The following is a 26,152-nucleotide window of genomic DNA, read 5'->3' on the forward strand; positions in this document are numbered from 1 at the left end:
GACTCTTCTGATGCGCTCTCTTATTTTTACTTATGTCGTTCAACTTAATCTGCTTGACGTATGGCGCTGATAAATACGATTCGGTGATCACCCGGAATCAGATTAGGTATAAGTGGCTGCCTGCGGTCAGCCACTGCGTGGAGTGTCATCCCGGCGGGTTCAGGAACTGTAATTTATGAAGGAGTCGAAGGTCGCACTGGGGAAGATGCATCCAAACCAACCGTAGTATGCCATTTCCTCACATACCATTTTTTGACCAGCCCGTTTTGAACATATGGATCATTCAGAGCAAATTGCTCTGCGGCCTCTGGGCCTTTGGCCGAAAACAAGATGAGCGCGCTATCAATTGGGTCAGTCAGCGCCCCCGCAAGGATCAGCTCTCCTCGTTCAGCCGCTTCCCATGCCTTGGACAAGTGTGCGTTTCGAACCCCGTCGCGCTTCTCCAGGTATGAATCACCGAACTCGAGAAATAAAATGTAGTGCTCCATTGGCACTCCTATCAATTAATGGATTGTTGTCACGCGACGGAAGTCACGAAGGGCTTACTCACGACCCACGCCGATACGGGCGACGGATACCCATGACACTCCTCAATGACGGGCGACGCTCGTGTTGGGTTTGGTTCACGGTCTTCGGCTTTCTATCTTCCGATTTATAGCTCGACCTGGAATTGCTTCCAGCGCGTCATGCGTTGACGCAGGTCGATACGTTCGCCATCGGCGGTGAAGGTGCCATCGCCATGGTGATGCAGGCAGCGACGCTCCTGTCGTTCGTCGTTGACCCAGATGGCCACGGCTTCAAGGATGAAGAGCTGGTACTTTTCAACCATCCCGTCGTCATGAATGACGCATTCAATGTTGTAGAGGCAATCGCTCAGCAACGGCGCGTCGACCTTGGCTGCCTTGGCAGTGGCCAGGTTGAAGCGCGCGAACTTGTCCGTTTCCGCGCCGCTGCAGTTACCGATGTCAACGACCGTTTGCGCCAGGTCGAAACCTGGCACTGCGATAACGCATTGGCGTGTCCTGCGCAGAGCGGCGAAGCTATGGTCCCAGGGGCCGATGACGCAACCGATCAAGGGCGGTGCGTGTTGGACCATCATATGAAAGCCCATTGTCATGACGTTTCGACGCCCTTCATCCTGGGTGCACACCATGACGATGGGGCCGGATTCAAGTATCCGGTACGCCATTGAAGCATTGATCTTACGCATCACACCCTCTGTCTTTCAGACTGCTGCTTGTGTAAGTTGCGACTCCGGTGCATCGACGCCTTCGAGCATTGGCAGTGGGAGAAATTGCGCCAAATGTTCTCGAAGGCTTGGGATATCCTGGGCAATCTTCGGATCCTTGACGACGTTGAAACACGAGAAGGAGGGAAGAGGCTGTGCACCGCAGAACCGGTAGTTGGCAGTATTGCCGATCATGACCTCGTCAACGGACTTCCCGGCAAACAGATACTGGTCCTCGTCATCGAAAGCTGCCCTAGGGGCATTCCAGGTCAGGGACAGCATGTACTTCTTGCCCTGCATCAAGCCGCCCGTTCCGTACTGTTTGGCCGGATCGATCCGAGTGCGTCCATCGTCCACGATCAAGCGTTTCTGAAGTAGACCTGCCGTGAATACTTCGTCGGCATACTTCTTGTATATCCATGGAGCACCGAACCAATGGATAGGAGTCTGCAGAAAGATTATGTCTGCCCAGACATGCTTTTCGACCTCCTCATCGACAATATAGCCCTTTTCGATATTCGTCGTTCTGACGTCGTAGCCTCTGCGCTCCATTTCTTCCTGAATCACATTGGCCATCGTCTCATTGAGCTCTCCCTTGGAGAAGTCTTCGTAAAGTTGGAACGCGTTTATAATCAAAGCTCTCTTCATAACAATCCTCTGGGGCACTCGCATTGCCCACACATGGCGTTTGTGGTTGGAACCAAGGACACATCGACCATGTAAATAGATGGGGCGATCAGGAGTTAGTCCGGTTCCAAGGGTGATGCCGAGTATTCGTGAAAAGGGTCGTGCCAAGCTGTCCGTTTTGCCGAAGTTAGTGCATAAAACTCCGAATCAGCGCGTCGCCTTTCCTGCCTGGGCCTGAGCAGCTGAGTGTTTTCGGGTATTTGATTCGGCGGGATAACATGCGAACTGTGAATTAATACCTCGTGAAACGCGAGGAGGTAGTGAGCAACTGTCGTGCTTAAAAAGGGAGGCCTCAGCGGTGTTATCACTCAGAGCACGTTCGGATTTTTGTGCATTATTAATCGTTAATCGTACAGCTTGGCATCTGGTTGGCGGCAGATAATCCGTTAGCTGGGGAGGGGATCACTCTATTGACGCTTCTTAAGAAGTGATTGCGAGAGGGGCCAGCAGTGACATTACCTTTCCCACTGATTACATGGCAGTTACTCCTATATCATCAATTTATTTACCAGGATCATTATGAGCCAGAATGCTAAAACTTGGTTTGTCACCGGCGCCTCAAAAGGCATCGGCCTTTCGCTTGTGCGCAAGCTTCTGGAAGATGGGGCCAACGTGGTCGCCACTTCGCGCACGTTGGCTTCGCTCGTCGAGCTAATTGGACCTGCTTCCGAACGGTTTTTGCCCGTGCAGGTGGATCTCGTGGATGAGCGCAGTGTGCAAGTTGGCATTGAGCAAGCCATCGCCAAATTCGGGCGGATTGATGCGGTCGTCAATAACGCAGGTTATGGCCTGCAGGGCACGGTAGAGGGGGCATCCAACGACGAATTGCGTCGTAACTTTGAAGTCAACGTCTTCGCGCCGTCCAATGTGCTGCGTCACATACTGCCTCATCTGCGTCAGCAACGGGGTGGGCATATCTTCAATGTGGGTTCGATCGCCGGCTTCCAGGGAGGTTATGCAGGGTGGGGCATCTACGCCGCCACCAAGTTCGCCCTTGCGGGGCTGACGGAAGCGCTTGCGGCGGAAGTCGCGGAATTCGGCATTAAGGCAACCCTGGTCTATCCGGGGCCTGTTCGCACCGAATTCCTGTCGTCGGGCTCGCTGGTCGTTGCGCAGCGCAACATTGCGGAATACACCGCGGCACAAGCTTTGCTGGACTTACATCTCAATGAGATGGCCGGTAAGCAGGCCGGGGATCCGGACAAGCTGGCCTTGATGATCATTCAAGCCGCAGGTGCTGCCGAACCTCCTCTGCATCTATTCTGCGGGAAGATAGCGAACAACCTTGCCGCTGATAAGTTGGAGGCGGTAAAGCGAGATCTGGTGGCATGGCAGGAAGTCTCGGACGCGACCGACTTTCCTGATTGAGTTCAGAGTACAAGCGGCTGGCTGGCATACAGCCAGCCGTGACCTTGTGGATCGAGCCACTTGGGCAGGCGGATATGAATTGCTTCATCAAGGATGTGATCCGGCATATGGACGCCAGTTCGAGCACCCTCGCAGTCTCGATCGAGCTATGACATAGCTTTGGTGACGTCCGTCATCGTCGGTGCGGAGCGACTTCAACAACTGGACGACAATCTCGCTGCGATCGATATCGCCTTAGGCGAAGAGCAAATCAGACTGTTTGATCAGGTTAGCACTTTGCCCCGCGAATATCCGGGGTGGATGCTGGAAACCCAAGGGGCTGATCGACTCGGCCCCGTAGATCTGTGGGCTGACAAAGCGAGCACCTGATTGGCTACAAGTCTTTGAATACAGAAGTGGCCGGCGCGACTAGATCGAGTCTGCCCGCAGCCGTACGGCATCTTGAATCGGGGGCGCCCCGAACAGGCGTTTGTATTCGCGATGGAACTGCGACAGATTCTCGTAGCCCACCATCGATGCAACAACACCCACGTCGCTCGGCCGCTTTATCAGGAGGCGGCGCGCCTCGAGCAGCCGAAGGCGCTTCTGATATTGCAGCGGGCTCATCGCGGTAGCATCTTTAAAGTGCTGATGTAACGAGGAGACGCTCATATTCACATGGCTTGCCAACTCGTCGATGCTTAGCTGCGCGTCGTAGTGATCCTTGATCCATTCGACCGCTTTGCTGACCTTGAAAGCACGGCTATCGGCAACCAGCGTATGGCGCAGTCTCATGCCTTGGCTACTCATGAGCAGGCGATAAAGGATCTCCTGTTCGATCAGGGGTGCCAGGGTCGGGATATGCTTGGGCGTATTGAGCAGACGCGCCAAGCGATAGGCGGCCTCCAACAGCTCGGCAGGTAGTTTGCTCAAACTGATACCGAGGCCGGTCGGCGGCTCGTCAGGAGGCGGCAGCTCATGCGAGGCGACAATATCGGCGACCTTCTGCATGTCTAATTCCAAAGCGAAGCAAAGGTAGGGCGCGTCTGAACTCGCCTGTGTGACTCGGCCGATAACCGGCATGTCGAGCGATGTAACCAGGCAGTGTTTCGTGTCGTAGCTGTAGGACGCGTCGCCCACGGTGACTGTCTTTGCGCCTTGTGCCGCGAAGATTAGCGCGACCTTGGTGAAGACTGATTCTTCTTTCGCCGGGCTGGAGTACCGGTGGAAAGTCAGGGACGGGATGGCTGTGCGATGGTCACCGTCAATAGGGGTAAAGCGCCCTATAATCGCTGCCAAGTCCTTTGAGAGCGCTTCTTGAGATGGATGATCTGATGTGCAACCTGGGAGATCCATGTTCTATGAGCCAATAAATGTGTCATTTGAATTATCCATGGATAACCGAAGATGGGTATCCCAACCCTGAATATTCGGAAAATCGTACACAGAATACCGACTATCGTGTTATCTGGACCTCGCACGCCGGATGGGCCGGACAGGGTGATCCTGGAACAACATTTGCGCTTGCGCAAACCGAAGTTGTTCTTCATTCCAGTCGGTAGGCCGACCCCACTGAATCGGACATTTCTCCCAGCAAAGCGCAATGAGATCGGCGCTGAGGTTTCCTGTTGTCCTGAGCAAAGCCTCTACCTATGGTCCAGATTTGGACATATCGAAGATGCCAGAGAGCTGACGCGATAATTGCGCCCCAAGGGATTTATGATTGCGCCAGGGCATATTTTTCCACCCGAGCAATCCTGCATTAACCCTTGGACGAGGCTTAACGTTACGTATTTGAATAATCCACTCTCAAGGCGGTGCTGAGAAGCTGACTTTCAAAGCCTGGCGGCAGCAGCTTTTATGTTCGGGGAGTGAGTTTGCAACCATCTTAAAATGTCATCCCAAAGTGGCTGTGAATCTTCGCGAAAATATCCCATGTGGCCGATCGGTTTGCCTCCCGGTGTCGGTTGCAGGTCTAGGGTTGTCAGGGGCGCGCTGCGGTATCCCTTGACGAAAGCGTCGCGGGAGCGGGGAGGAGCCCAAGGGTCATCCACTGAGGTGGCAAAGACACATGGTATTTGCACGCTGGCGTAGAGATCCCGAACATAACTCATCTTGGGATCATCGAAGTAATAGTGCGGGAAGGCGCACCAGCGCTTCCAGTCGTTGTACACACCCAGCGGCAGGTCATCGCCCATGCCTAACACGCTCCAGGCCATGTAGCCTTTCCAGGCGACAATCACTGGCAGTAAGAAGGTCCAGAGCAGGCGGATCTTCAAGGCTTCAGATTTAGACATCCAGCCGCTCCAGCCCGCTCCACTACCAAGGGTGTAGCAGGCGGTGAGCTCGTGATGGTTAGGTAACAAACCGATCGCGTGGCCACCGAATGAATGCCCGACCCAGTACAGCGGCAATGCCTCCTGGCTGAGCAGATCCACTGCGGCGGCCAGATCCTGATAGGCCCAATCCAGGTATGACATGCGAAAACCTTTGAGCGAAGCCGGTTTTGACGCGCCGATTCCTCTGTAATCCAGAGTCAGAACGTTGAATCCTTGCCGCGCCGCATGCTCAGCGAAACGTCGATAGAACCGTTGCTGCACGCCTGTGGCGCCAGCCATGATCAGGTTGCCTTTAATGACACCCGAAGCCTTGTAGTGCAGGGCGGATAACTGATAGCCATCGCGGGCGACCAGGTCGACGGGGTCTACCTGGATCAAAGCTGCGGTGGGCAACGTGATTGTGTTCATGATTCAATCCCGATCAATATGAAGGCCGGAAGCCCGTTGCTTCAGCGGCCTTTGAACACCGGCTCGCGCTTCTGCATCATGGCCATTACACCCTCACGAATGTCTTCGGATTGGATCAGCGTGAGCAACTGTTCATTGAGTTTCGACAGAGCCGCATCGTCCCCTTCGTCCTGAGCATGAAAAGCCGATTGGAGGGTGGCCTTGATCGCCAATGGCGCCGCTTTCGCGACGCGTTCGGCGTACTCTATGGCTCGTGACAGGGTCTGACCTGTTTCCACCACTTCGGTCACCAGACGCATCTTCAGAGCTTGGCGTTGAAAAAAGGACCTTCGGGTCCTTTCTCGTTTCAGCGATATCCATTGAAAACCGCCTGCAGCCACGGCTTTTAAGTCCATTTTTAATTCCCTCAATAGCAGCGTGGTGTTTCCGGATAGTCGTGGAGGGAGCGAGGTCGACAAGACAACAAGCTGGTCCTGACCGAAGTTCAGGCGCTGGAGCATGGCACTCTTCGATCTGGTCTCGCTGATGAAGTCGGCGTAGGCGTGGATAGACAGCGCCTAGACGCCCAGTGCAACCGCGCCGGCCGTATGTTCCTACTGATGGATAAGCCTGCGATTGGTTATTGGAAATGGAGCGGGCTTGCAGCTGGCGGCGATCTGCCAAAGAAGCCGCAGGCCCGTAGTTCGCGGTGCTTTAAATGCCCAGCACGTTGGCGCCGATGCAGGGGTCAATCCCGCGCTCCAGACGTTTTGGGTGCACGATCACAGTGATCTCCATGGAGCCCGTCGTCACCTCAAAGTCGAGCATATGCCCGCCGTACGCCTGGAAGGTCGCGTCACCGGCTATGCCGTGCATATGGATCGACGGCTGGCCATCTTTCCAGGCAACCGAGCCGGTTATGCTGGCCATTTCCATGTTGCTGAAGGTCTTGGCGTCGAAGTCCTTCTTATCCTTGTTCCAGAAGCCGAACTTCACATTGCCAAAGCCAATCCCGCTGATGGAGGCGCTGGGGATGTTTTCGGCGATGGCCATTTTGGTCAGCTCCTTGAATGCGTTGTCACCCATGCGCAGCACCATCAGGTAGCCGGTCGCGGTCTTGATGTAGCGGGGCGTGGTTTCAGTCGCACATTGCATGGGGGCGGTCGTCGTTGTGGTAGAGGTTTGCGCGAGCGCTGGCATCGACACCGAGGCGTTGAACAGCAGCGCCAGTGATGTGGTCAGCAGCAGCTTTTGCACTTGAGGTTTAACGGTCATGTCACGTTCTCCTTGTTGTTGTAGTGAGGGGTGAAACGTTTTTTTGGCGCAAGGGCGCCCGACGCCTGTTGGTCAACAGGCGCTGTGGCGGGCGGTTAAATCAGCGGGTATAAATCAGCAGGTCTACAGCGCGGCGCGGCTACTGGTGCCGTCAAGCAAACGGGCAATACCCAGCGGGTTGGCGTTTTTCAGCGGTTCGGGCAGCAGCGCATCCGGGCAATTCTGATAGCACACCGGCCGCAGGAAACGGTCGATGGCCAACGTGCCGACCGAGGTGCCGCGGGCATCGGAGGTGGCCGGGTACGGGCCGCCGTGGACCATGGCGTCACACACTTCCACGCCGGTGGGGTAGCCGTTGAACAGCACTCGGCCGACTTTCTGTTCCAGCAGCCCCAGCACATCGTCCAGGCCGCCGATCTCGGTATCTTCCACCAGCAAGGTGGCAGTCAGTTGCCCTCGCAGGCCTCGCAATGCATGCAGCAACTCCGCCTTGTCGGCAGCCTCGACAATGATCGTGGTCGGCCCGAAGACCTCTTCCTGCAGCAGTTCATCGGTATTCAGCAGCAGGCCGACGTCAGCCTTGAACACCTGGGGCCGTGCTTGATTGTCCTGCTGTTCGGCTCCGGCCAGGTGCGTTATGCCTGGGTGCGCACGCAGGTTGTCGAGGCCCTGGCAATAGCTTTTCAGGGCGCCGACATTGAGCATGGTTTGCGCCGGTTGCTCGGCCATCAACGCGCTGAAACGTTCGACGAAGGCTGAGAACTCCGGCGAGCGAATACCTAGCACCAGGCCTGGATTGGTGCAGAATTGGCCGGCACCCAGCACCACCGAGGCAGTCAGTTCAGCAGCTATTTTGTCGCCGCGCACCTTGAGTGCCTCCGGCATCAGCAGCACCGGGTTGATGCTGCTCATCTCGGCAAATACCGGGATCGGCTGCGGACGGGCGGCAGCCATGTCACACAATGCCCGGCCGCCGCGCAACGATCCGGTGAAGCCCACGGCCTGGATCAACGGATGCTTGACCAGCGCTTCGCCGACACTGCCGTAGAGCAGGTTAAACACGCCGTCGGGCATCCCGGTTTTGTGTGCGGCGCGCTGGATCGCATTGGCCACGTAATCAGCTGTCGCCATGTGTCCACTGTGGGCCTTGAACACCACGGGGCAACCGGCGGCGAGGGCAGCGGCGGTGTCGCCGCCAGCGGTGGAGAAGGCCAGGGGGAAGTTGCTCGCGCCAAACACCGCTACCGGGCCCAGGCCAATGCGGTATTGGCGCAGGTCCGGTCGGGGCAGCGGCTGGCGCTCTGGCAGGGCACGGTCGATACGCGCGCCGTGGAAATCACCACGGCGTAGCACTTGGGCGAACAGGCGCATCTGGCCGCTGGTACGCGCCCGTTCGCCCTGGATACGCCCGGCGGGCAGGGCGGTTTCGCGGCATACCAGCTCGATGAAGGTTTGGTCCAGAGCGTCCAGTTCGGCGGCTATCGCGTCGAGGAAATCTGCGCGACGCTCAGCAGAGAAGCCACGCAAGGTCCCATAGGCAGCACTGGCAGCCTGGGCGGCGGCGTCGACTTCTTCAGGCGTTGCCTGGTGAAAGCGGTACGGCAAGGCTTCGCCGCTGGTGGCGTTGTGACTGTGCAAAGTGGTCGAACCGAGCGCCGAGCGGCGGCCGGCGATGTAGTTGTGGCCTGAGACTTCAAACATGTGAACTCCTTGGAAGGGAAGGTGCGGCGAGGCGGTAGAGACGCCGGGCGTTGTCATGGAACAGGGCAAGACGCTCGGCCAGCGGGCGTTGCCGGACGATGGCCTTGAAGCCATCGAGGATCTCGCTCATGCCGTTGACCACGCCGTCCACCGGGTAGTTGGTGGCGAAGGCGCAACGGCTGACATCGAAGATCGAAATCGCGTCGTTGACGATGCGGCGGTTCGCCTCCACCGGCCACGGCTGGCCCGGCAGGCAGATACCGGAAATCTTCAACGCCACGTTGGGCTCGCGGGCCAGTAACGCCAGCGCGCCACGCCAGCCGGCCAGGCCTTCGGCGCTGCGGTCAGCCGGCAGGCCGGTGTGGTTGAGCACGATGCGCACCTGGGGGAAGTCCCGTGCCAGTTCAGCGGCTTCCGCCAGATGCCACCAGGGTGCCTGCAACTCGAAATGCAAGCCGTGGTCGGCCAGTTGCCTGTAGCCGTCGCGCCAACGTGGGTCGCGCATCGAGCCGGGCGCGATGAAATCCTCGTGCCAGTCTTCACGCTTGGTGACCGTCGGCTTGTGGCGGATACCGCGCACCAGCGGCCGACCGGCGTAGTGGTGCAGCAGCTCAGTGATGTCATCGCGGTCCAGCCAGGCCTGGGCCACCATCGCGGCCAACGTCGGTTCCTGACGGGCGAGGGATTCGACAAACGCGACTTCAGCGGCCGGCGTTTGCGGGTCCCATTCGCCTTCGATCACCACGGTTTGCACGATGCGATGGGCCTTGGCCTGGCGCTGGTAATCGGCTGGCAGGAAGGTCTGGCAGATCGACGTGTAATCGCCGTAGCGGAAGGACCGCAAGGGCCGGTCGTTGAGCCAGGGGTAGTAATACGCCTCGACGTCGAAGTAGTGCTGGTGGGCGTCGATGATCGGCAGGTCGGCGTCGTCGCCGCTGGCCAGGAAACGCGCACGCCAGTCGATGTACAAATCGTCATTCATGCTGAGTGTCCAGGCGATAAAAACGTGTGGCGTTACCGGCAAATATGGCTTCCTGCACGCTGCGGTCCAGTGGGGCGAGCATCTTCGCCACTCCGTTGGCGAGGGTGTCGTAGGAGGCGCGCAAACTCGCGACCGGAAAGTTGCTGGCAAACATGCAGCGCCCGGCGCCGAAAATCTCCAGGGCGGCCAGTACTACCAGGCGGTTTTCTTCGTAGCGCCAGGGTGAATCCTTGAGGCCAAACTCCGACAGCTTGATATGCACGTTGGGCTGCGCGGCCAGGGCTTCCAGGCCGTGGCGCCAGCGACTCATGCCCTCGGGGCTGCGGTCCCAGGCGAAGCCGGTGTGGTTGAGGGCGATCTTTACCTGCGGGAACATCGCCGCCACCTCGGCGGCCTCCGCCAAATGCCAGGGCGGCACCCGCAGGTCCCACGACAAACCGTGCCTGGCCAATTGCGAGAAACCCTCCAGCCACTTCGGGTCTTGCATGGTTCCGGGAGCGCCAGCGATAGCTACGTCCGGCGTCGCCGAGGTCACTGGTTTGGAGCGAATGCCCCGCACCAGTGGCCGCGCCGCCTGCTCCGCCAGGCGCTCGGCGCTGTCGTCGCGATCAAACCAGGCGTGGGCGACGATCGCATTGGGAAAACCGAAGCGTGCATGCACCTGCTCCAGCCACAGGGTCTCGGCCAATTGCTCGTCCCGCGCCCGCTCAGCCTCGACGTGCACCGTGCCCACCAGCCGCTGTCGGCGGGTGAGGGCGAGGAACTGCTCCGGCAGAAAATCGCTGCACAGTTCACGGTAATCGCCGAGGAAAAACTCCTGGTGATAGTCCTCCTGCAACCACGGATAGTGGCCGCTGGCGAGGTCCCATAGGTGATGGTGCGCATCGACAACCGGCAATGCATCCTCGGCGGCAAGATTGGCCATGCCATTGCGCTCATGCAGGGTGATCATCCTCGCAGCTCCTGTTTAACGCTGTGCGCTGAGCCGCGACGCACTGAGCACACCGTCTTCGTTTTCGCCGGCAGCCGCCGCTTCAGCCTTGGCCTGGACCCGGCTGCGCAGCTTGGCGACGTTGACCACCACCCGCGTATGCGACGCCGTGGCGACCAGCTCGACGTCGTCGCGCACCTCGACATTGAAGGTAACGCTGCGCCCCTCGATCCGTGTGATCGTGGCGCTGATGCTCACTGACATGCCCAATAAAGTGGCGCCGACATGGCGGATGTCCACCGCCGCGCCGACGGTGTTTTCGCCCGCGTCGAGAAAGCTCAACAGGTAGTCCAGGCAGGTCTGTTCAATGTCGTCCACCAGCCGTGGCGTGGCGTAGATGCGTAAGTCTTCGCCGAGAAACGAGATGGTGCGTTCGCGGTCGACCAGCAGATGGCGTTCAGTGGACGTGCCGTTGTGCAGATTGGAAAAATTCATAAGCAACCTCATAAGCAAAGAGACGGATCAGGACAGGAAGCCAATGGAGACCCAAGGCACGGTAATCAGCACGCCCAGGGCAATCACCAGCGCGCCGAGGTATGGCCAGACCCGACGCATGGCGCCACTGGGGTCGACCTTGGCGATGGCGCACGCCGCATAGAAACCCACGCCGAATGGCGGCGCAAACAGCCCCAGGCCCATGGCGAAGATCGCGACCATGGCGTAATGCACATCGTGGATCCCCAGGGTCCGGGCAATCGGAAACAGCAGCGGGCCGAACAGCACGATCGCCGGAATGCCTTCGAGGAAACTGCCCAACAACATAAAGGCCACGGCGGAGATGATCAGGAAACCCAGGGCACCCCCCGGTACCGTGGACATCAGCTGCGCCAATTGGTGAGAGAAGCCCGACTGGGTCAAGGCCCAGGCCATGGCGGTGGCACTGCCGATGATGATCAGGATCGCGCCGGACAGCGACGCGGTGCTGACAAGGATCGGGTACAGACGCTTCCAGTCAAAGCAGCGATAGAACAGCAGCCCGACCACAAAGGTATAGGCCACGCCAATGGCGGCGACTTCGGTGGCCGTAGCTACGCCTTCGACCACGGCGGTGCGGATCACAAATGGCAGCGCCAGCGCGGGCAAGGCCACCAGCAGTGAATGACCGATTTCCCGGACGCTGGCCCGTTGGCCGGTGGAGGCATCGCGCTTGCGGTTTTTCCACCAGATCACCAGAGCCATCGCGATTGCCCCGACCACCGCGGGCATGAAGCCCCCGGTGAACAACGCGGAAATCGACACCCCGGTTACCGAGCCAATGGTGATCAACACCAGACTCGGCGGGATGGTTTCCGACATCGCGCCGCTGGCATTGAGCATCGCCACCAGCTCGTTTTCGTCTTCACCGCGCTTTTTCATTTCGGGGAACAGCGCCGGGGCGATGGCGGCCATGTCGGCCGCTTTCGAACCGGAGATACCCGAAACCAGGTAAATCGCCCCGATCAGCACATAGGACAAGCCGCCACGCACGTGGCCGATCAGCGAGCATAGAAAGCGAATCATCGCCCGTGCCATACCCATCGCCTCGATCAGCGCGCCGAGGAACACAAACAGCGGAATCGCCAGCAGGATCAGGCTGGCCATGCCTTCATCCATGCGCCCAACCACCAGGCTAACGGGAGTGGCGGTCATGCTCGACAGGTAGGTCACGGTGGCCAGGCCGAAGGCGACCATGATCGGCACGCCGATGATGATCATCGCCATTACCCCGATCATGAAGAACAGGATCAGGTTCCAGTTACCCATCAACAGCAGCGGGCCTTCGGCCACCCACAACAACGCGCCAATCGAGGCGAGTATCGCCACCGAGATCGAGAAATCGATCAACCGCGCGCTGGTCAGCAGGCGTGCGACACAGGTCATCAGCATCAACGACAAACCGACGGCAATTGCCGACACGCGAAACGCGTTGGGGATCTCCAGGGCGGCCGTGGTGATGATCCACTCGTCGCTGACGTATTCCCAGGCCGGTGAAAACAACATCCCTATGAACGTAATCACGATGACGGCACCCAAGGTGTCGACGAACGCGCGTTTCTTCTCCGGTAGCCGGGAGATAAAAGACGTCAGGCGCATGTGTTCGCCCCGGCGCATGGCGACCACCGAGCCGAGCATGGCCAGCCACAGAAACAGCAGCGAAGCCATTTCGTCGCCCCACACGATGGGTTGGTTCAGCACATAGCGTGAGAACACGTTACAGAACAGCAGTGTGACCTCGATCATCACCAGCAACGCTGCGCTGCCCTCGGTCAGCCAGCGCAGGGCTGTGTCGAGTGCGCGTCCGAGGCGGAAGGCGGCGTGGCGCGGGCTGAGTCCTTCAGCGGGGGGAACGTCGGTCATTGGTATCTGGTTTTTCATGACAGTGTCTCCGGCTTAGGACAGTTGGCCTGCGTACTGCTCCAGCAGCTTCCAGGAGTCGTCGCCGTACTTTTGCTTCCATTGGCTGTAGAAACCTTTCCTTTGCAGTTCGGCGCGAAACAGCGAGCGATCGACCTTATTGAAAGTCACGCCGTGGGCCGTCAGCGACGGTTCCAGGCTTGCGTTGAGGTCGATCACTTGCTGGCGTTGCACCAAGGCGGCGGCGTTGATCTGCCGGGAAACGATTTCCTGGACGTCCTGGGGCAGCTTGGGAAACGTTTTGCCCGAGGCGAGTATCCAGAAACCGCCCCAAATGTGGTCGGTCATCGAGCAGTACTTCTGCACTTCGTAGAACCGCGCCGACTCAACCACCACCAACGGGTTTTCCTGGCCGTCGACAACTTTGGTCTGCAACGCCGAGTAGGTTTCGTTGATGCTGATGCCGGTAGGGGCGGCGCCCAGGGCGCTGAACATCGAGGTCCAGAGCGGGCTAACCAACACCCGCAGCTTGAAGCCTTCGAGGTCTTGCGGGCTGTTGATCGGACGGGTCGAGCTGGTGATCTGGCGGAAGCCGTTGTTCCAGACTTTTTCCATCGGAATCAACCCGACCTTGGCGGTTTGGGCGCGTACGTGTTCGCCCAGCTTGCCGTCCAGCGCGGCCCAGACACTGTCGTAGTCCTGGAAAGCGAACGGCATGCTTTCGATAGACATTGCCGGCACCAGGGTCGACAGGATCGCGCCGGGCAATGGAATGAAGTCCACCGCGCCGGCACGCACCTGGGACAGCATGTCGGTGTCGCCGCCCATGGCGCCGTTGGCGTACACCTGCAGATCCACTGCGCCGTTGGTTTCTGCGCGAATGGCGTCGCTGGCGGCCTTCATCTGGCGGTTAAGCGGGTGGGTGTCGGGCAGGCTGCTGGTGTAGCGCAGCACAATCGGTTTGGTGGCGGCGAAAACGTGGGACGGCAGCAGGTTGGCGGCAAATGCCCCGCCCACGGTCACGCCAGCGGACACTAAAAAGGATCGCCGGCTTACAGCCTCGGTCAGGATACGGCTCATGGTGCTCACCTTGTTGTTCTTGTTTTAGTAATGGGTTCAGGCGGTTCAGCTGGCGTTGGCCAACACCGCCCGGCTGCGGATCAATTCGTCGATTTCGTCCTCTGCGTAACCGCTTTCCTTGAGCACTTCACGGGTGTGTTCGCCCAGTAACGGCGCGGGGCGGCTCACCGGGCGTTCGGCGTTGTCCATGTCCGAGAAGTGAATCGGCAGGCCCATGCCGCGGACCCGGCCTTCGGTCGGGTGTTGAGTTTCTACCACCATGCCGCGCGCCTGGGTTTGCGGATGGGCCAGTGCTGCGGCGATGTCCAGCACCGGACCGGCGGGCAGACCGAGGTCGTCAAACAACACCATCCATTCATCGGTGGTGCGCGCCACCAGCACTTCGTTGAGGATTTCTACCAGGGCCAGGCGATGTTCCATACGTAGGCTGTTGCTGGCAAAGCGTGGATCGGCCTTGAGTTGCGGCACAGCCAGGGCTTCAACCAGGCGCTCGTAGTTGGCCTGGTTGGCGGCGCCGATGTTGATCCAGCCGTCGGCGGTGCGAAATACTTGGTACGGCGCGCTGGTGGAGTTGGCCGAGCCCATTTTTGGCAGGATGGTGCCGTCGGCGAAGTAGGCCGCGGCGGGCCAATACATCTGTTGCAGCCCGGCCTCGAATAACGAGGTGTCGACCATTTGCCCCAGCCCGGTTTTTTGCTTGGCGGCGTAGGCGGCGGCGATGCCGAGCGCGGCGAGAATCCCGGAATTGATGTCGGCCACCGGCGAGCCGGCCTTGACCGGTTCACGTCCGGCTTCACCGGTCATGCTCATCATGCCGCTCATGCCTTGGGCAATCAGGTCGAAACCGCCTTTTTCGCCAAACGGCCCGCTGCGGCCGTAACCGGAGATCGCGCAGTAGATCAACCCGGGGTTGAGGACTTTCAGGGTGTCGTAGCCCAGGCCGAATTTTTCCATGGTGCCGGCCCGGTAGTTTTCGGTGACTACGTCGGCGTCCAGCAGCAGCCGGCGCAATACGTCGCGGCCACCGTCGGTCTTGAGGTTAAGGCCGATTCCGCGCTTGTTGCGGTTGACCACCATGAATGCTGCCGATTCGCCGCTGTCCATGATCGGCGAGAAGCGCCGCGAGTCATCGCCGTCCGGGACTTTTTCGACCTTGACCACGTCGGCGCCCATATCGGCCAACATCATCCCGCACACCGGTCCGGACATGATGTGAGCCAGTTCTATCACGCGCATTCCTGTCAGCGGTCCCATTTTATTTCCCCTCGAACTGTGGCTTGGCTTTGGCGATGAAAGCGTTCAGGCCAATCTGAAAATCATTGGTGTCGTAACAGCTGTAGCTCGCCTCGATCTGTTCATGGCTGGGGGCAACATTCGCTTCGAGTTGCAGGGCGGCCTGACGGTGCCAGCGCGCAACCAGCGGCGCACCGGCGCAAATGCGCTTGGCGCTGGCGAGCGTTTCGGCTTCGACCTGATCATCGGCAACCACACGGGTCACGAGGTTTTTTACGTAGGCGTCCTGGGCATCCAGAATCCGCCCCTCAAGTAGAATTTCCAGGGTCGTTGAACGACCCGCCAGCGCGACCAGACCGGCCATTTCGTCGTAAGACATGACCAGCCCGAGCTTGCCCACCGGCGCGCCAAAACGGCTGGAACTGCCACAAATACGCAGGTCGCACAGTGCAGCAATCTCCAACCCTGCACCGACACACACGCCGTGGATCATTGCGATGACCGGGTGCGGGCACTGCGCGATGGAGGCCAGCGCGGCATTGGTGACAGCGGCGTAGGCGCGGGCTTGCTCACCATTGGCGCGCACGGCGGGGAACTCGCCGACATCGGCACCGGCGGCAAATGCCTGTTCGCCGGCACCGCGTAACACCACACAGCGTACGTCGGCGTCGGCGGACAGTTCCTGCATGGCGTCGCGCAACTCCTGCCACATGGACAGGTTCAGCGCGTTCATTTTTCCCGGGTTGCTGAGGGTTACGATGGCAACGGCGTCCTGCCGTTCGATTAAGACATTGGGTGTCATGGGCTGGGCCTCCTGTTTTATTGTTGTTGAACCGCTCCACGGTGGGCGCGGCACGGTGTTACAGCGCTTGCTGGAGCATCGACAGGTAGTCGGCGTTGGAGGCCTCGCGCGGGTTGGTCTTGTGGCTGTGATCGTGCAGCGCGCCTTCGATGATGCTGGTGAACAGGCTGGCATCCACGCCCACCTGGCTCAGGCGGGTGGGCAAACCCAGGCGGCGGGTCATGTCTTCGATGGCGGCACCGATATCGGCGTCGGCCTCAAGGCCCATGGCGTGGCGCAGGCGCTGCAGTTTGTGTTCATTACGCACGGTGGGTGCGTCGGCGTTGAACTGCATCACCGCTGGCAAAAAGATTGCGTTCAAGGTGCCGTGATGCAGCTTTGGATTGATCCCGCCCAGCGCATGCGACAGGCTGTGCACGCAGCCCAGGCCTTTCTGGAAGGCGAGGGCGCCTTGCATGGAGGCGCTCATCATGTTCAGTCGCGCATCACGGTCGCTCGGTTCGGCAGTGGCCCGCTCGATGTGCGCCCAGGCTCGCCACAGGCCGTCGAGGGCGATGCCATCGGCGGCGGGATTAAAGGCTGGCGACATGAAGGTTTCGATGCAATGGGCAATCGCATCCATGCCGGTGGCTGCGGTCAGCATCGAAGGCAGGCCGAGGGTCAGTTCCGGGTCGCAGATGGCCACGCGTGGCACGACATAAGGTGAGATAACGCCGACTTTTCGGCCGTCATCGAGAATCAGGATCGCACCGCGCCCAACTTCGCTGCCAGTGCCTGCCGTGGTCGGGACAGCAATCAACGGCGCGGTGGCCGAGGTGATGCGTTCGAGCCCCCCTTCGATGACCGCGAAACTTTGCAAGGGGCCTTCGTGGGTGGCGCACACTGCGACGCCCTTGGCCAGGTCGATGGACGAACCACCGCCCACGGCGATGATGCCGTCGCACTCGTCGCTGCGGTACTGGGCCACCGCTTCACGCACGGCGTGTTCGTTGGGATTGGGGGGCGTGGCATCGAAAATGCTCGGTGCGTGGTATGCGCCGAGGGCCGCAATCACCTTGTCGACGATGCCGGCGCGGCGCACTCCCAAATCGGTGACGATCAGGGGCCGGGTGATGCCGGCGCGCTCGGCTTCAGCGGCCAGGTGTTGCAGGCTGTCATAGCCGAATTGAATCTTGGTGACGTAATTGATCAAGGACATGATTCACCACAAGTTATACAGGATTGTTATTGTCGCGCCGGGTTCAGGACCAAAGCGCTTGTGCGCCCTGGGGCAAACCCATTGCATTGCCTGGCTGTGAGGCGGACTATAGGGGCGTCGTGGCGAGCCCCGATACTGACAACTTTCAATACCTCTATAACTTTTAGTTAGTCCTGATGATCCCTTCACTCAACTCCATCATGTCCCGGCTGCACATCAAACAACTGCGTTTGCTGATTGCCCTGGACGAACACGGCTCCTTGCTGGGTGCGGCCCGACAGGTGGCGCTGACTCAGCCGGGAGCGAGCAAAGCCCTGCAGGAAATTGAAACTACCTTTGGCACCGCGCTGTTCATCCGCACTAACCGCGGGTTGGAGCCAAACGACGTGGGCCGCTCGGTGATTCGCTATGCGCGGTTGATCCAGACCGACCTGGCGCATCTGCGCGAGGACATCATCGGCATCATGAGCGGGCAGGGCGGTCGCATCTCCGTGGGCACCATCATGGGCGCCGTACCGCTGCTAACCACGGCCATCAGCCGGGTGATTGCCGACAACCCGACCATGTCAGTCGAGATCGTCGAAGACACCAGCGCTGCGTTGCTCAGCCAACTTGACGCCGGGCGCCTGGACCTCGCCATTTGCCGCACCACCATCAGCACCACGCCGTACCTGTACGAAAGCTCGGCGTTCGTTGAAGAAACCCTCGCGGTGATTGCCAGCATCCAGCATCCATTCGCGTATGCACGGCAACTGTCACTCAAAGACCTGCTGGATTACCGTTGGGTGGTGTACCGCGCCAACATGCCCATGAGGGTGTTGCTGGAGCGCGAGTTTCACCAGGCCGACCTGCGCTTTCCAGTGCACCTGCTGGAGACCACCTCGGCGTTCGCCACGTTGTCGCTGCTGCAGGAGAACCCGACCCTAGTTGCCCTGGTGTCTACCGACGTTGCCAACTTCTGTTCCGGTTATGGCTTTACCACCACATTGCCGCTGCCGATTACCTCGCGCAGCGAGCCTTATGAACTGGTGTCGCGCAAAGGCGTACCAGACAGCCCGGCCGCGCGCCTGTTGCGTGAAGCGTTATTGAGCCGTGCGTGATTATGGTTTGGGGGCGGAAGGGCTGTTAGGTAATAGCGACGGCAATAGTCGCGCCGGATTGAAGGCCGAGTTCATCGTCGGCCTGCTCCTCAGCAATGTGGAATTCGAACATGAGCGAATAAATATCTTCGTACTTGACACAATGAAATCTGGACGCTAAATGTCGCGGATATTCAAAAATGCGTTCAGCTTAAACACTACTCTGTCGTACAGACTTGGAATAAACTGGACGTCGTAATAGTTGTGTCGACATCTGTATTTATCGGCGCTACCCAATTTGCCAATAAAAACTATTTAGATATGAATTTTAGACAGGACGGCATAAATTAAGGTGATTTAGCAGTCGCAAAGCTGCTATTAATGGTGCAATTTTGACAGAGGCCAAGTCTGTTTTTTACCGATGATTGCTCTTTCTACATATGTGGGTCATCAGTAATGGATAGTCTGTTATCAGCGTTATCTGTCTCTGACGCCTTTTTGCCATGCAATAAATGGAAGATTGGAGTTTTATTGGGATTGCTGATCTTCCAAGTATAAATATGGATTGCAAGAAGTTGGGATAAAGCAAAAGCCGTTGTTGGCGGCTTTTGCTTCATCGGTCAGGCTTGGGGTGGCAATCCCTGTTTAATAGCGGAAGGTGGTTCGTAATACGAAAATTTGCGAGTCTGCACCGCCTGCGCTCTTGATCGCCGAACCGATGTCATAGAACAGGTAATCGAGATCGACTGTGATGTTTGAGGTAGGTGTCCAGTTGGCGTTGGCTTGATACAAGGTGCCCAAGCGTTTGCCGCTGCTGGTGGTGGTTCCGGGAACGGTCACCATACCAGGCAGATAGACGCCGTCATCGCTGTTCTGGCGCCACGCGACAAATACCCCCGGCTCGAAACGAATTTTGTCGAAAGGTGCAAACCTCAGCGTAGGGCCCGCCAGTACGATGTTGGATAGAGTCGTCAGGCTGGCCTGGCCATAGAAGGCGTTCTTGGGAAACAGCGGGTCGAACGTGCCGGCCTTATGATCACCATCCTTGTCACCGCTTGCGGCATCGACGCGCAAACCCAATCGCGTTTTCCATGGACCGGCAAAGGTATAACCGCTGTCGCTGGACACTGCCCAGGCGTCAATGTCTGCGTCGCCGATGTGACCTGTCTGCTTCATCAGGTCCCAGGTCCAGTCGAATGAATTCCATGCACCAAACAACCGTGTACCGAAGGTGTAGCGGTTGTCTTTTCCGGTAAAACCATCGAGCGTGCGTTGATCCGTTTCCAGGCCAAACGCGTAAAGGTCGGCCTTGAAGACACTGGATAAGGGCAGGGTGCCGTAAAGGCCGTAAAATTTCTGTTGGTGGTTGCTTGAGTCGTCAAACGAGCCAACGTCTCGCGTAAGCACCGGTTTCATCGAAAAGGCATCCAGCTTGTAACCATTCTTTGCGACCCAACTCATGCGCACCCCATCGAATGCTTGGCGGATGTTGGGGATTTCGCGATAGGTGACTAGTACCTGATTACCGTAGGCCATCTCCTGGCGACCGACGCGTGTCGTCAACTTGCCACTTTGAAAATTAAGATTGCCATCGATAAAGGCTTGCTGCACTTCGTTGCGACTTTGATCGGACGGGCTCGGCAAGTCCTTGCCAAAAACACGAGTATTTTCCAATTGAATAAAAGTGCGCACGCTGTCATCGAATAAATGCAAATCGGCATGGACTTCGGCGCGCTGCATTAAATAAGAGTCGTCCTTTACTCCGCGCAGGCCAAAAACGGGTTGGTCTGCTGCGTCGGCTCGATAGCGCAGTTCCGCGCCGGTCTGCAGCCATGCGGAATTCGATAGCCGCTGATAACGCAAACCGTCGAACGGGTCCGTACGTTTGGCCGGGTCATCGAGAAAGCGATAATCCTCCAGTGACCGGGTCGGCCCGGAGCGGGGCGGACGTAATGTCTCCAGTGGCGAGGCCGGTCTGGCTTGGGGCTCTTCGGCCTGTGCGCTCAATATATACATCTGGCCGAGCGCTATAACGATCGATAGTGGTAGTGAGTAACGATTTAGTTCGGAACGAGACATCGGGTTGGCTCCTATTTTTATTATTCGTAAGGCAGGCAGACACGCGCAGGGATGCCTCAACACGCTGTTGAACTTGCGACGGTGTAATTCCGGACAGGGCGTATTGCCCTGAAGAATGTCAGCCTTTGCTTTGCATCAGGTCGTATTGCTTTTAGTTAGGTAAGTGCGTACTCATCCTTGAGTGGATTTCGGTTGGGTGAGTGTGGTTGGCGTGCTTAGATCGTGCTGCCACCATAGCGGCGACCGAGAAACAGCACGAGTAATCCGGCAATCAACATAGGTACGGCCATGGCGTAAAAGACCGCCGAAGGAGACCAGCCGACGGCCAGGGCCGCACCGACCACGATGGGACCCGCGATTCCGCCGATTCGACCGATTCCCAACGCCCAACCGACACCGGTCGATCGTATCGGCGCAGGATAGAAGACCGCCGCCAGGGCTATGAGGCTTTTTTGTCCGCCGCTGATGCAGCAACCAGCGAGGAAGTTGGCGCTCAACAGCATCCAGAGTGAGCTGTGGAAGGCTATTCCGGTCAACGCCACGAACACGAAGCCGACCAGATAAAGGACGCCCACGGTTTTGTAGGCGCCCAGTCGGTCCATCGAAGGCCCAGTAATGAACGCGGCCGCGATGCCACCGACAGTCGTCAGCGTGGTGGCCATGACCACAGTACTCATGGGGTAGTTGAGCCCGGTCATGATCGAGGGCAGCCAACTTTGCAACGCGTAGAACTCGCCCAGATTGATTGCGAACACCAACCATAAAAGCACCGTGCCGATGATACGGTCAGGCGTAAAGAGGCTGGCGAGGGCGCCGCATTGCCCCTGTTCGAGAGCCTCGACCACGAATACCGGCTTGTCCTGCTGATCCACCTGCGCATCTATCTTGCGAAATACATCCAGGACCTGTTGCGGCGCCACCTTGCTCTTGATCATGAAAACCATGGATTCAGGCAAGAAGTGAAACAACGCGGGAACCAGCATCAAGGGCGCCAGGGCACCTACCCAGAACATCGAGCGCCAGCCGTAGTGAGGAATGAACCAGCCAGCGGCCAGCCCGGCAGCGATGAATCCGAGTGAGAAGCCGCAATAAATCGCTAGTACAAAGGTCGCCCGCAAACGTTTCGGGCTGTATTCGCCGGTCATCGCAATGGCGCTGGGCGCTGCCGTACCCAGGCCGACCCCGGTGATGAAGCGCAAGATCATCAGTTCAGTCACATTGTTGGCCCAGACCGAAGCCAAAGTGCACAAGCTGAAGACAATGGTGCTGACAATGATGGCTTTTTTATGCCCGAAACGTTCGGATAGCGGCGTCAACACCAGATAGCCGACCATCAGGCCGGCAAGGGACGATGAAAATATTGGACCCAGCATCTGCTTGGACAGATTCCATTCCTGCGCGATATAGGGGGCCATGTAGCTGATGGCCTGGGTATCGAATCCATCGAGAAACATGACGAGTCCGCACAAAATGATGACCCCGTACTGAAACGGGCTCACTCGGCGCTCATCCACGAATTGCGGCAACTGCAAGGGCTTTGATTCGGGCAACATTGTTTTTATCCTCACGGCCATTTTGGCCTTGTTGTTTTTATGTCACGCAGGCTTTGGTGAGAGATCGCCTAGGGCGTTGGTTGTAGTTCTCCGGAAGGTACAAAGGCGTCGCAGTAGAAGGCATCGGGCGGCAACCGGCCTTCGGCGGTCAGGTCGTTGAGCGCCGCGGTGGTCATAATCGGGTTGCCACAGGCGTAGACCTGATGGGCGCTCAGGTCGGGGTAGTCCTCAAGCACCGCCCGATGCACCCAGCCGGTTCTACCGGACCAGCCTGGTTCTGGCTCCGAAAGCACCGGCGTGAAGACGAACCCGGGCAGGCGCTTGCCCCACAGCGCGGGCAGGTTGGCAAGGTACAGGTCCTGGCTATTGCGGGCGCCCCAATACAGATGCATGGGCCTTGAGCTGCCGCGCTTGATCTGGTCTTCAATAATGGATTTGAGCGGTGCCATGCCGGTGCCGGTGCCCAGCAGGATGACCGGATGATCGACTTCTTCATTTAGCGAAAACTCGCCGTAGGGCAGTTCCACCTTGAGCATGTCGCCTTTCTCCAGGCCTGCCAGAACGTCCTCGGAAAAGCGTCCCCCAGGCACATGGCGGATATGCAATTGCACGCCATCACTTTCGTGGGGCGGATTGGCCATGGAATAGTTACGGCTGTCGCCATCCTCCATTAGCACTTTCAGGTATTGGCCTGCCTGGAACTTGGCCCGAACGCCCAAAGGGAAGCGCAACTGCAACATGACCACATCGGCATTGGGTCGAGTGATGCGATGAACCTTGGCGGTAAGGACCTTACGTACCGGCGCTGCGCGTTGAACGATACGTTTGGGGCTTATTTCCACCGACGAACACGGTCTTGCCTGGCACAACAGCACGCCCATGGCCGGTCCGCGTGCGAGGCCTTGACCGCGCACTTGCAATTCACCGGCGACAAGACCACCTTCGCAGGTTGAACACACGCCTTTGCGGCACGAATAGGGGATTGCATAGCCTGCACGCTCGGCGGCATCCAGCACCGTTTCGTCGGGCTCGCAGGGGAAGACAATATCGGTTCCGGAGACGGTTACATCAAACGTCATACCGAGGCCTCCTGACTGGAGAATGCTGTACCGCCGACGAGGCGCAGCGCGCGGATCACGGCTTCCGGGTCAGCGATGTTTTTTCCGGCGATGTCGAACGCCGAGCCGTGACCTACGCTGGAGAAAATCAGACCGGCACCGATGGATAAGGCTGACGAGGTGCGCCCGGCCAGCAGCTTGATCGGGATATGGCCCTGATCGTGATACATGGCAATAAAGGCGTCGTAGCCTTCCTGACCAAGCAGCAAATCGGCACCCACCGGTCCATGCGCGTCGATCCCCGCCTGGCGCAGGCGTGCGATCGCCGGGACGTTGATATTTTCATCGTCCTGGCCGAACAAACCGTTTTCCCCAGCGTGAGGGTTGATGCCGAACACACCGATTTTTGGATTAGCGATGCCGAGCGCGTGTAGCGCCGTCACCGCTGCTTGACCTGCCGCGACCACTAAATCCGGCGTCAGTCTGGCAAGTGAGTCGGCCAGTCGTTCATGCAAGGTGGCATGGACGATGCGCATCCCTGCGCCGATCAGCATCAGAAACACGCGGTCGGATTCGACTCCGACCAGCCTCGCCAGCAGGTTTGGATAGCCGGAGAATGTGATGCCGGCGGCGTTTATCGCTGTCTCGGAATGCGGGCAAGCGACAATGCCGCGTGCCCGACCCTGGCCGAGGCAAGCCACGGCGGCGGACAAATAGCCCACCGTAGCCGCCCCGGCATCTGAGCTGATCTGTCCGGGCGTGAAGGCCGCTGGCGACAGCTTTTGCACGGGCAGCAGGTGAATGACACCTGCTTTCGCCGATACGGTACCGTCGGTTTCCTCGATACGCAGGCCAGTGGCCTGCGCATAGTGCTCGACAACAAACCGATCGCCGACGATGACCGGGTTGAGTTCGGGATCATGCTGCAGCGCGGCGACAGCTTTGACGGCGATTTCCGGCCCAATGCCGTTGGGGTCGCCGATGCTCAGGAAAATTCGAGGTGTCGGGCTACTCATAATGGCAGCGCCAACAGGGTGTCGATCCGAGAGCTGTCGCACACCACGGTTCGTTCAGCCAGCATGGCGGTGTCGCCTTCGATTCGGTAGCAGTCGATATAGCGGCCGGAAACGAAATTATCAGTGGTGCCGTCGCGCATTATGCGCAGCACTAAAAAGGCGGTCTCGCTACGTACCAGATTTTCGTTTTGCTCCAGAATTACCGGCTGATTGAGCATATGACGATAGCTGTGACGCTCGTAGATGTTGGCCTCGCGCAGGGCGGATATCCGGTCGACCAACATGCCGCGGTTGTTGGCCCAGATCATGCCCGCTGGCAGGCCCTGCCGATAGTTGTCGGCAGTGGTCACGGTATACAGGCACTTCTCCAGGAAAAATTCCGGCCACGCTTCAAGCGGACCTTCGTCAATACAGCGGGCATATAAGGCCTGGGTCTGGCTGATCAGCGTAAAAATAGTCGGTGTCACAAACAGTTCCCCTCTCATAGATCCATGGCCGCGCGATATGCCTTCCAGAAGCCGCGAATAGAGGCCTCGGTAATCCGGCTATCACTCGATTCGGCGTCAATTCCACCCATTTCCAGCACTGCGGTGTGGTTGGAGGCTCCGGCAATACCGCGCTGGACGAAACCGCCGACACACCCATCTTCCATGGAGATGTAACCAGCTGGCCCGATGAGGTTGGCTTGCTTCAGGCGGGTCAGACGCTGTTCGGGGGTATCGTCTTCGAAGCCCAAGTAGGTCCAGTTGAGTTGAGTGCTTTCCACTCCGCGGGGAAGCACTTGGCGGACCGCGACCGAGTTCTGAATTTGCTGCAGTACGAAGCAGGGGAAGATCGAGAGAATTTGCAGAGTGACGTCATCACCGACTTCGCTGAAGCCTTCGAGCAATGAGGGGTCCTGTAATTGATAGGCGCTGTCGGAGCGGATGCTCTGTTGGGCATAGGATGCATCGCGTTCGGCCTGGCGCTCGGCCTCGCGGTCAATGGCTGAATAACTGACGTGATGACCACCGCTCTCGTCGACAATGATCGCGCCGCGCTGGGACAGGCGGTTGATCTCAAAGGTGGTGAAGAACAGGTGCAGGATGCTGGCGTGGTACGAGTCCTTGACGTTCTCGATGTACAGCTTCCAGTTGTTGGGTAGCATTTGCGTGAAGCGGGCGAGTACGACTGGCTTGCGCCCACCTAGCACGCGCTCGACGCGACTTAGGATTTCATCACCCAGGTATTCTTCGATATCGGGCACATCGTCTGAGAAACTGCCGAACACCAGGCCGTGAACGTTAGCCACACGCAGTTTGCGCGGACCATGTTCTTCCATGCAGAAGGAAGACGCCATGCCGCCGCGTCCCTTGATGCCGTCCTTGAATGCAATGCCAGTCAAATCGCCTTGCAGGTTGTAGCTCCAGGCGTGGTAAACACAAGTGAAGTCCTTGGCCCTGCCGCTGTCATCCAGAGCGAGCAACGCGCCGCGATGCGCGCAACGGTTCTCGAATGCATAGAGTTCACCGTCGTTGTCACGGGTGACGATGACCGAGGTTTCACCGATGAAGCTGGTCTTGTAATCACCAATCTCGGGGACTTCAGCTTCCAGGCACAGGTAACTCCAGTGGGGACCCTGGAAGAGCCTGGTTTGCTCATTCCTGTAAACGGTGTCGCTCTGGAAAGCCCAATAAGGGACGCGGGTGAAGCCATCCGGCCAAGCCAGGTTTTCGGGTTCACGGTCGGTAATAATATTCATCTTTTCTCCCGATCAGGTCTTCATGACTGCAGAAGAAAAATG

General features: G+C 58.5%; 24 protein-coding genes. 2 read left to right on the top strand and 22 right to left on the bottom strand.

What is annotated here, in order from left to right; translation table 11 throughout:
* Positions 1 to 173: 173 nt before the first annotated feature.
* The 3 genes from ACRER8_RS11800 to ACRER8_RS11810 form a co-directional block, all read right to left on the bottom strand.
* The gene (locus ACRER8_RS11800) at positions 174 to 488 is read right to left on the bottom strand and encodes a YciI-like protein (RefSeq protein WP_431746442.1); all 315 of its coding nucleotides are present in this window, start codon (positions 486 to 488) and stop codon (positions 174 to 176) included.
* Positions 489 to 652: 164 nt separating this feature from the next.
* Positions 653 to 1,210 carry a flavin reductase family protein gene (locus tag ACRER8_RS11805; protein ID WP_431746443.1) on the bottom strand — a complete coding sequence of 186 codons (558 nt, stop codon included), beginning with the start codon at positions 1,208 to 1,210 and terminating at the stop codon, positions 653 to 655.
* Between the two features lie 15 nt (positions 1,211 to 1,225).
* Entirely contained in the window at positions 1,226 to 1,876 is a 651-nt protein-coding gene (locus ACRER8_RS11810) for an NAD(P)H-dependent oxidoreductase (RefSeq protein WP_431746444.1), read from the bottom strand.
* A 558-nt stretch (positions 1,877 to 2,434) separates the two neighbouring features.
* Here ACRER8_RS11810 and ACRER8_RS11815 point away from each other — a divergent pair.
* The gene (locus ACRER8_RS11815; protein WP_431746445.1) at positions 2,435 to 3,283 is read left to right on the top strand and encodes an SDR family NAD(P)-dependent oxidoreductase; all 849 of its coding nucleotides are present in this window, start codon (positions 2,435 to 2,437) and stop codon (positions 3,281 to 3,283) included.
* Between the two features lie 408 nt (positions 3,284 to 3,691).
* Here ACRER8_RS11815 and ACRER8_RS11820 read toward each other — a convergent pair whose 3' ends face one another.
* From ACRER8_RS11820 to ACRER8_RS11880, 13 genes are all read right to left on the bottom strand, one after another.
* A complete protein-coding gene (locus ACRER8_RS11820; protein WP_431746446.1) occupies positions 3,692 to 4,618 on the bottom strand; it encodes an AraC family transcriptional regulator in 927 nt (308 codons plus the stop codon).
* 479 nt (positions 4,619 to 5,097) lie between these two features.
* Complete coding sequence (locus ACRER8_RS11825) at positions 5,098 to 6,009, bottom strand: alpha/beta hydrolase family protein (protein ID WP_431746447.1); 912 nt, start codon at positions 6,007 to 6,009, stop codon at positions 5,098 to 5,100.
* 41 nt (positions 6,010 to 6,050) lie between these two features.
* Positions 6,051 to 6,509: an enoyl-CoA hydratase-related protein gene (locus tag ACRER8_RS11830; protein WP_431746448.1), complete on the bottom strand. Its 459-nt coding sequence runs from the start codon at positions 6,507 to 6,509 to the stop codon at positions 6,051 to 6,053.
* A gap of 193 nt (positions 6,510 to 6,702) precedes the next feature.
* Positions 6,703 to 7,263 (bottom strand): PPC domain-containing DNA-binding protein, encoded by a 561-nt coding sequence (locus ACRER8_RS11835; protein ID WP_431746449.1) that lies wholly within the window; start codon positions 7,261 to 7,263, stop codon positions 6,703 to 6,705.
* Between the two features lie 123 nt (positions 7,264 to 7,386).
* A complete protein-coding gene (locus ACRER8_RS11840; protein ID WP_431746450.1) occupies positions 7,387 to 8,964 on the bottom strand; it encodes an aldehyde dehydrogenase (NADP(+)) in 1,578 nt (525 codons plus the stop codon).
* The gene (locus ACRER8_RS11845) at positions 8,957 to 9,946 is read right to left on the bottom strand and encodes an amidohydrolase family protein (RefSeq protein ID WP_431746451.1); all 990 of its coding nucleotides are present in this window, start codon (positions 9,944 to 9,946) and stop codon (positions 8,957 to 8,959) included. Before ACRER8_RS11845 ends, ACRER8_RS11840 begins: the two co-directional genes overlap by 8 nt.
* Positions 9,939 to 10,898 carry an amidohydrolase family protein gene (locus ACRER8_RS11850; protein WP_431746452.1) on the bottom strand — a complete coding sequence of 320 codons (960 nt, stop codon included), beginning with the start codon at positions 10,896 to 10,898 and terminating at the stop codon, positions 9,939 to 9,941. The genes ACRER8_RS11845 and ACRER8_RS11850 overlap by 8 nt, the downstream gene beginning before the upstream one ends.
* A 15-nt stretch (positions 10,899 to 10,913) precedes the next feature.
* Entirely contained in the window at positions 10,914 to 11,372 is a 459-nt protein-coding gene (locus tag ACRER8_RS11855) for a thioesterase family protein (protein WP_431746453.1), read from the bottom strand.
* Positions 11,373 to 11,399: 27 nt separating this feature from the next.
* Positions 11,400 to 13,292, bottom strand: a complete 1,893-nt coding sequence (locus ACRER8_RS11860; protein WP_431746454.1) for a TRAP transporter large permease subunit — start codon at positions 13,290 to 13,292, stop codon at positions 11,400 to 11,402.
* Positions 13,293 to 13,307: 15 nt separating this feature from the next.
* Complete coding sequence (locus ACRER8_RS11865; protein ID WP_431746455.1) at positions 13,308 to 14,351, bottom strand: TRAP transporter substrate-binding protein; 1,044 nt, start codon at positions 14,349 to 14,351, stop codon at positions 13,308 to 13,310.
* Positions 14,352 to 14,396: 45 nt separating this feature from the next.
* On the bottom strand, positions 14,397 to 15,605 hold the full coding sequence (locus ACRER8_RS11870; protein WP_431746456.1) for a CaiB/BaiF CoA transferase family protein: 1,209 nt from the start codon (positions 15,603 to 15,605) through the stop codon (positions 14,397 to 14,399).
* 1 nt (position 15,606) lies between these two features.
* Positions 15,607 to 16,386, bottom strand: coding sequence for an enoyl-CoA hydratase/isomerase family protein (locus tag ACRER8_RS11875; protein ID WP_431746457.1), 780 nt, complete (start codon positions 16,384 to 16,386; stop codon positions 15,607 to 15,609).
* 58 nt (positions 16,387 to 16,444) lie between these two features.
* Positions 16,445 to 17,584 (bottom strand): iron-containing alcohol dehydrogenase, encoded by a 1,140-nt coding sequence (locus ACRER8_RS11880; RefSeq protein ID WP_431746458.1) that lies wholly within the window; start codon positions 17,582 to 17,584, stop codon positions 16,445 to 16,447.
* Between the two features lie 176 nt (positions 17,585 to 17,760).
* Here ACRER8_RS11880 and ACRER8_RS11885 point away from each other — a divergent pair, with 176 nt between their 5' ends.
* Positions 17,761 to 18,684, top strand: a complete 924-nt coding sequence (locus ACRER8_RS11885) for a LysR family transcriptional regulator (RefSeq protein ID WP_431746459.1) — start codon at positions 17,761 to 17,763, stop codon at positions 18,682 to 18,684.
* 624 nt (positions 18,685 to 19,308) lie between these two features.
* Here ACRER8_RS11885 and ACRER8_RS11890 read toward each other — a convergent pair.
* From ACRER8_RS11890 to ACRER8_RS11915, 6 genes are all read right to left on the bottom strand, one after another.
* Positions 19,309 to 20,742, bottom strand: a complete 1,434-nt coding sequence (locus ACRER8_RS11890; protein WP_431746460.1) for an alginate export family protein — start codon at positions 20,740 to 20,742, stop codon at positions 19,309 to 19,311.
* Positions 20,743 to 20,957: 215 nt separating this feature from the next.
* Entirely contained in the window at positions 20,958 to 22,295 is a 1,338-nt protein-coding gene (locus ACRER8_RS11895) for an MFS transporter (RefSeq protein WP_431746461.1), read from the bottom strand.
* Between the two features lie 68 nt (positions 22,296 to 22,363).
* Positions 22,364 to 23,374 (bottom strand): 2Fe-2S iron-sulfur cluster-binding protein, encoded by a 1,011-nt coding sequence (locus ACRER8_RS11900; RefSeq protein WP_431746462.1) that lies wholly within the window; start codon positions 23,372 to 23,374, stop codon positions 22,364 to 22,366.
* Positions 23,371 to 24,369: a PdxA family dehydrogenase gene (locus tag ACRER8_RS11905; RefSeq protein WP_431746463.1), complete on the bottom strand. Its 999-nt coding sequence runs from the start codon at positions 24,367 to 24,369 to the stop codon at positions 23,371 to 23,373. The genes ACRER8_RS11900 and ACRER8_RS11905 overlap by 4 nt, the downstream gene beginning before the upstream one ends.
* Positions 24,366 to 24,836: an aromatic-ring-hydroxylating dioxygenase subunit beta gene (locus tag ACRER8_RS11910; RefSeq protein WP_431746464.1), complete on the bottom strand. Its 471-nt coding sequence runs from the start codon at positions 24,834 to 24,836 to the stop codon at positions 24,366 to 24,368. The genes ACRER8_RS11905 and ACRER8_RS11910 overlap by 4 nt, the downstream gene beginning before the upstream one ends.
* Before the next feature lie 14 nt (positions 24,837 to 24,850).
* Entirely contained in the window at positions 24,851 to 26,110 is a 1,260-nt protein-coding gene (locus ACRER8_RS11915; RefSeq protein WP_431746465.1) for an aromatic ring-hydroxylating dioxygenase subunit alpha, read from the bottom strand.
* Positions 26,111 to 26,152: the final 42 nt, after the last annotated feature.

The organism is Pseudomonas sp. (assembly GCF_050739935.1).
Taxonomy (GTDB): domain Bacteria; phylum Pseudomonadota; class Gammaproteobacteria; order Pseudomonadales; family Pseudomonadaceae; genus Aquipseudomonas.

Excerpts from the sequence above, each read along its gene's own strand:
- ACRER8_RS11800 (WP_431746442.1), bottom strand. The coding sequence starts at position 488 with ATGGAGCACTACATTTTATTTCTCGAGTTCGGTGATTCATACCTGGAG.
- ACRER8_RS11805 (WP_431746443.1), bottom strand. The coding sequence starts at position 1,210 with ATGCGTAAGATCAATGCTTCAATGGCGTACCGGATACTTGAATCCGGC.
- ACRER8_RS11810 (WP_431746444.1), bottom strand. The coding sequence starts at position 1,876 with ATGAAGAGAGCTTTGATTATAAACGCGTTCCAACTTTACGAAGACTTC.
- ACRER8_RS11815 (WP_431746445.1), top strand. The coding sequence starts at position 2,435 with ATGAGCCAGAATGCTAAAACTTGGTTTGTCACCGGCGCCTCAAAAGGC.
- ACRER8_RS11820 (WP_431746446.1), bottom strand. The coding sequence starts at position 4,618 with ATGGATCTCCCAGGTTGCACATCAGATCATCCATCTCAAGAAGCGCTC.
- ACRER8_RS11825 (WP_431746447.1), bottom strand. The coding sequence starts at position 6,009 with ATGAACACAATCACGTTGCCCACCGCAGCTTTGATCCAGGTAGACCCC.
- ACRER8_RS11830 (WP_431746448.1), bottom strand. The coding sequence starts at position 6,509 with ATGCTCCAGCGCCTGAACTTCGGTCAGGACCAGCTTGTTGTCTTGTCG.
- ACRER8_RS11835 (WP_431746449.1), bottom strand. The coding sequence starts at position 7,263 with ATGACCGTTAAACCTCAAGTGCAAAAGCTGCTGCTGACCACATCACTG.
- ACRER8_RS11840 (WP_431746450.1), bottom strand. The coding sequence starts at position 8,964 with ATGTTTGAAGTCTCAGGCCACAACTACATCGCCGGCCGCCGCTCGGCG.
- ACRER8_RS11845 (WP_431746451.1), bottom strand. The coding sequence starts at position 9,946 with ATGAATGACGATTTGTACATCGACTGGCGTGCGCGTTTCCTGGCCAGC.
- ACRER8_RS11850 (WP_431746452.1), bottom strand. The coding sequence starts at position 10,898 with ATGATCACCCTGCATGAGCGCAATGGCATGGCCAATCTTGCCGCCGAG.
- ACRER8_RS11855 (WP_431746453.1), bottom strand. The coding sequence starts at position 11,372 with ATGAATTTTTCCAATCTGCACAACGGCACGTCCACTGAACGCCATCTG.
- ACRER8_RS11860 (WP_431746454.1), bottom strand. The coding sequence starts at position 13,292 with ATGAAAAACCAGATACCAATGACCGACGTTCCCCCCGCTGAAGGACTC.
- ACRER8_RS11865 (WP_431746455.1), bottom strand. The coding sequence starts at position 14,351 with ATGAGCCGTATCCTGACCGAGGCTGTAAGCCGGCGATCCTTTTTAGTG.
- ACRER8_RS11870 (WP_431746456.1), bottom strand. The coding sequence starts at position 15,605 with ATGGGACCGCTGACAGGAATGCGCGTGATAGAACTGGCTCACATCATG.
- ACRER8_RS11875 (WP_431746457.1), bottom strand. The coding sequence starts at position 16,386 with ATGACACCCAATGTCTTAATCGAACGGCAGGACGCCGTTGCCATCGTA.
- ACRER8_RS11880 (WP_431746458.1), bottom strand. The coding sequence starts at position 17,584 with ATGTCCTTGATCAATTACGTCACCAAGATTCAATTCGGCTATGACAGC.
- ACRER8_RS11885 (WP_431746459.1), top strand. The coding sequence starts at position 17,761 with ATGATCCCTTCACTCAACTCCATCATGTCCCGGCTGCACATCAAACAA.
- ACRER8_RS11890 (WP_431746460.1), bottom strand. The coding sequence starts at position 20,742 with ATGTCTCGTTCCGAACTAAATCGTTACTCACTACCACTATCGATCGTT.
- ACRER8_RS11895 (WP_431746461.1), bottom strand. The coding sequence starts at position 22,295 with ATGTTGCCCGAATCAAAGCCCTTGCAGTTGCCGCAATTCGTGGATGAG.
- ACRER8_RS11900 (WP_431746462.1), bottom strand. The coding sequence starts at position 23,374 with ATGACGTTTGATGTAACCGTCTCCGGAACCGATATTGTCTTCCCCTGC.
- ACRER8_RS11905 (WP_431746463.1), bottom strand. The coding sequence starts at position 24,369 with ATGAGTAGCCCGACACCTCGAATTTTCCTGAGCATCGGCGACCCCAAC.
- ACRER8_RS11915 (WP_431746465.1), bottom strand. The coding sequence starts at position 26,110 with ATGAATATTATTACCGACCGTGAACCCGAAAACCTGGCTTGGCCGGAT.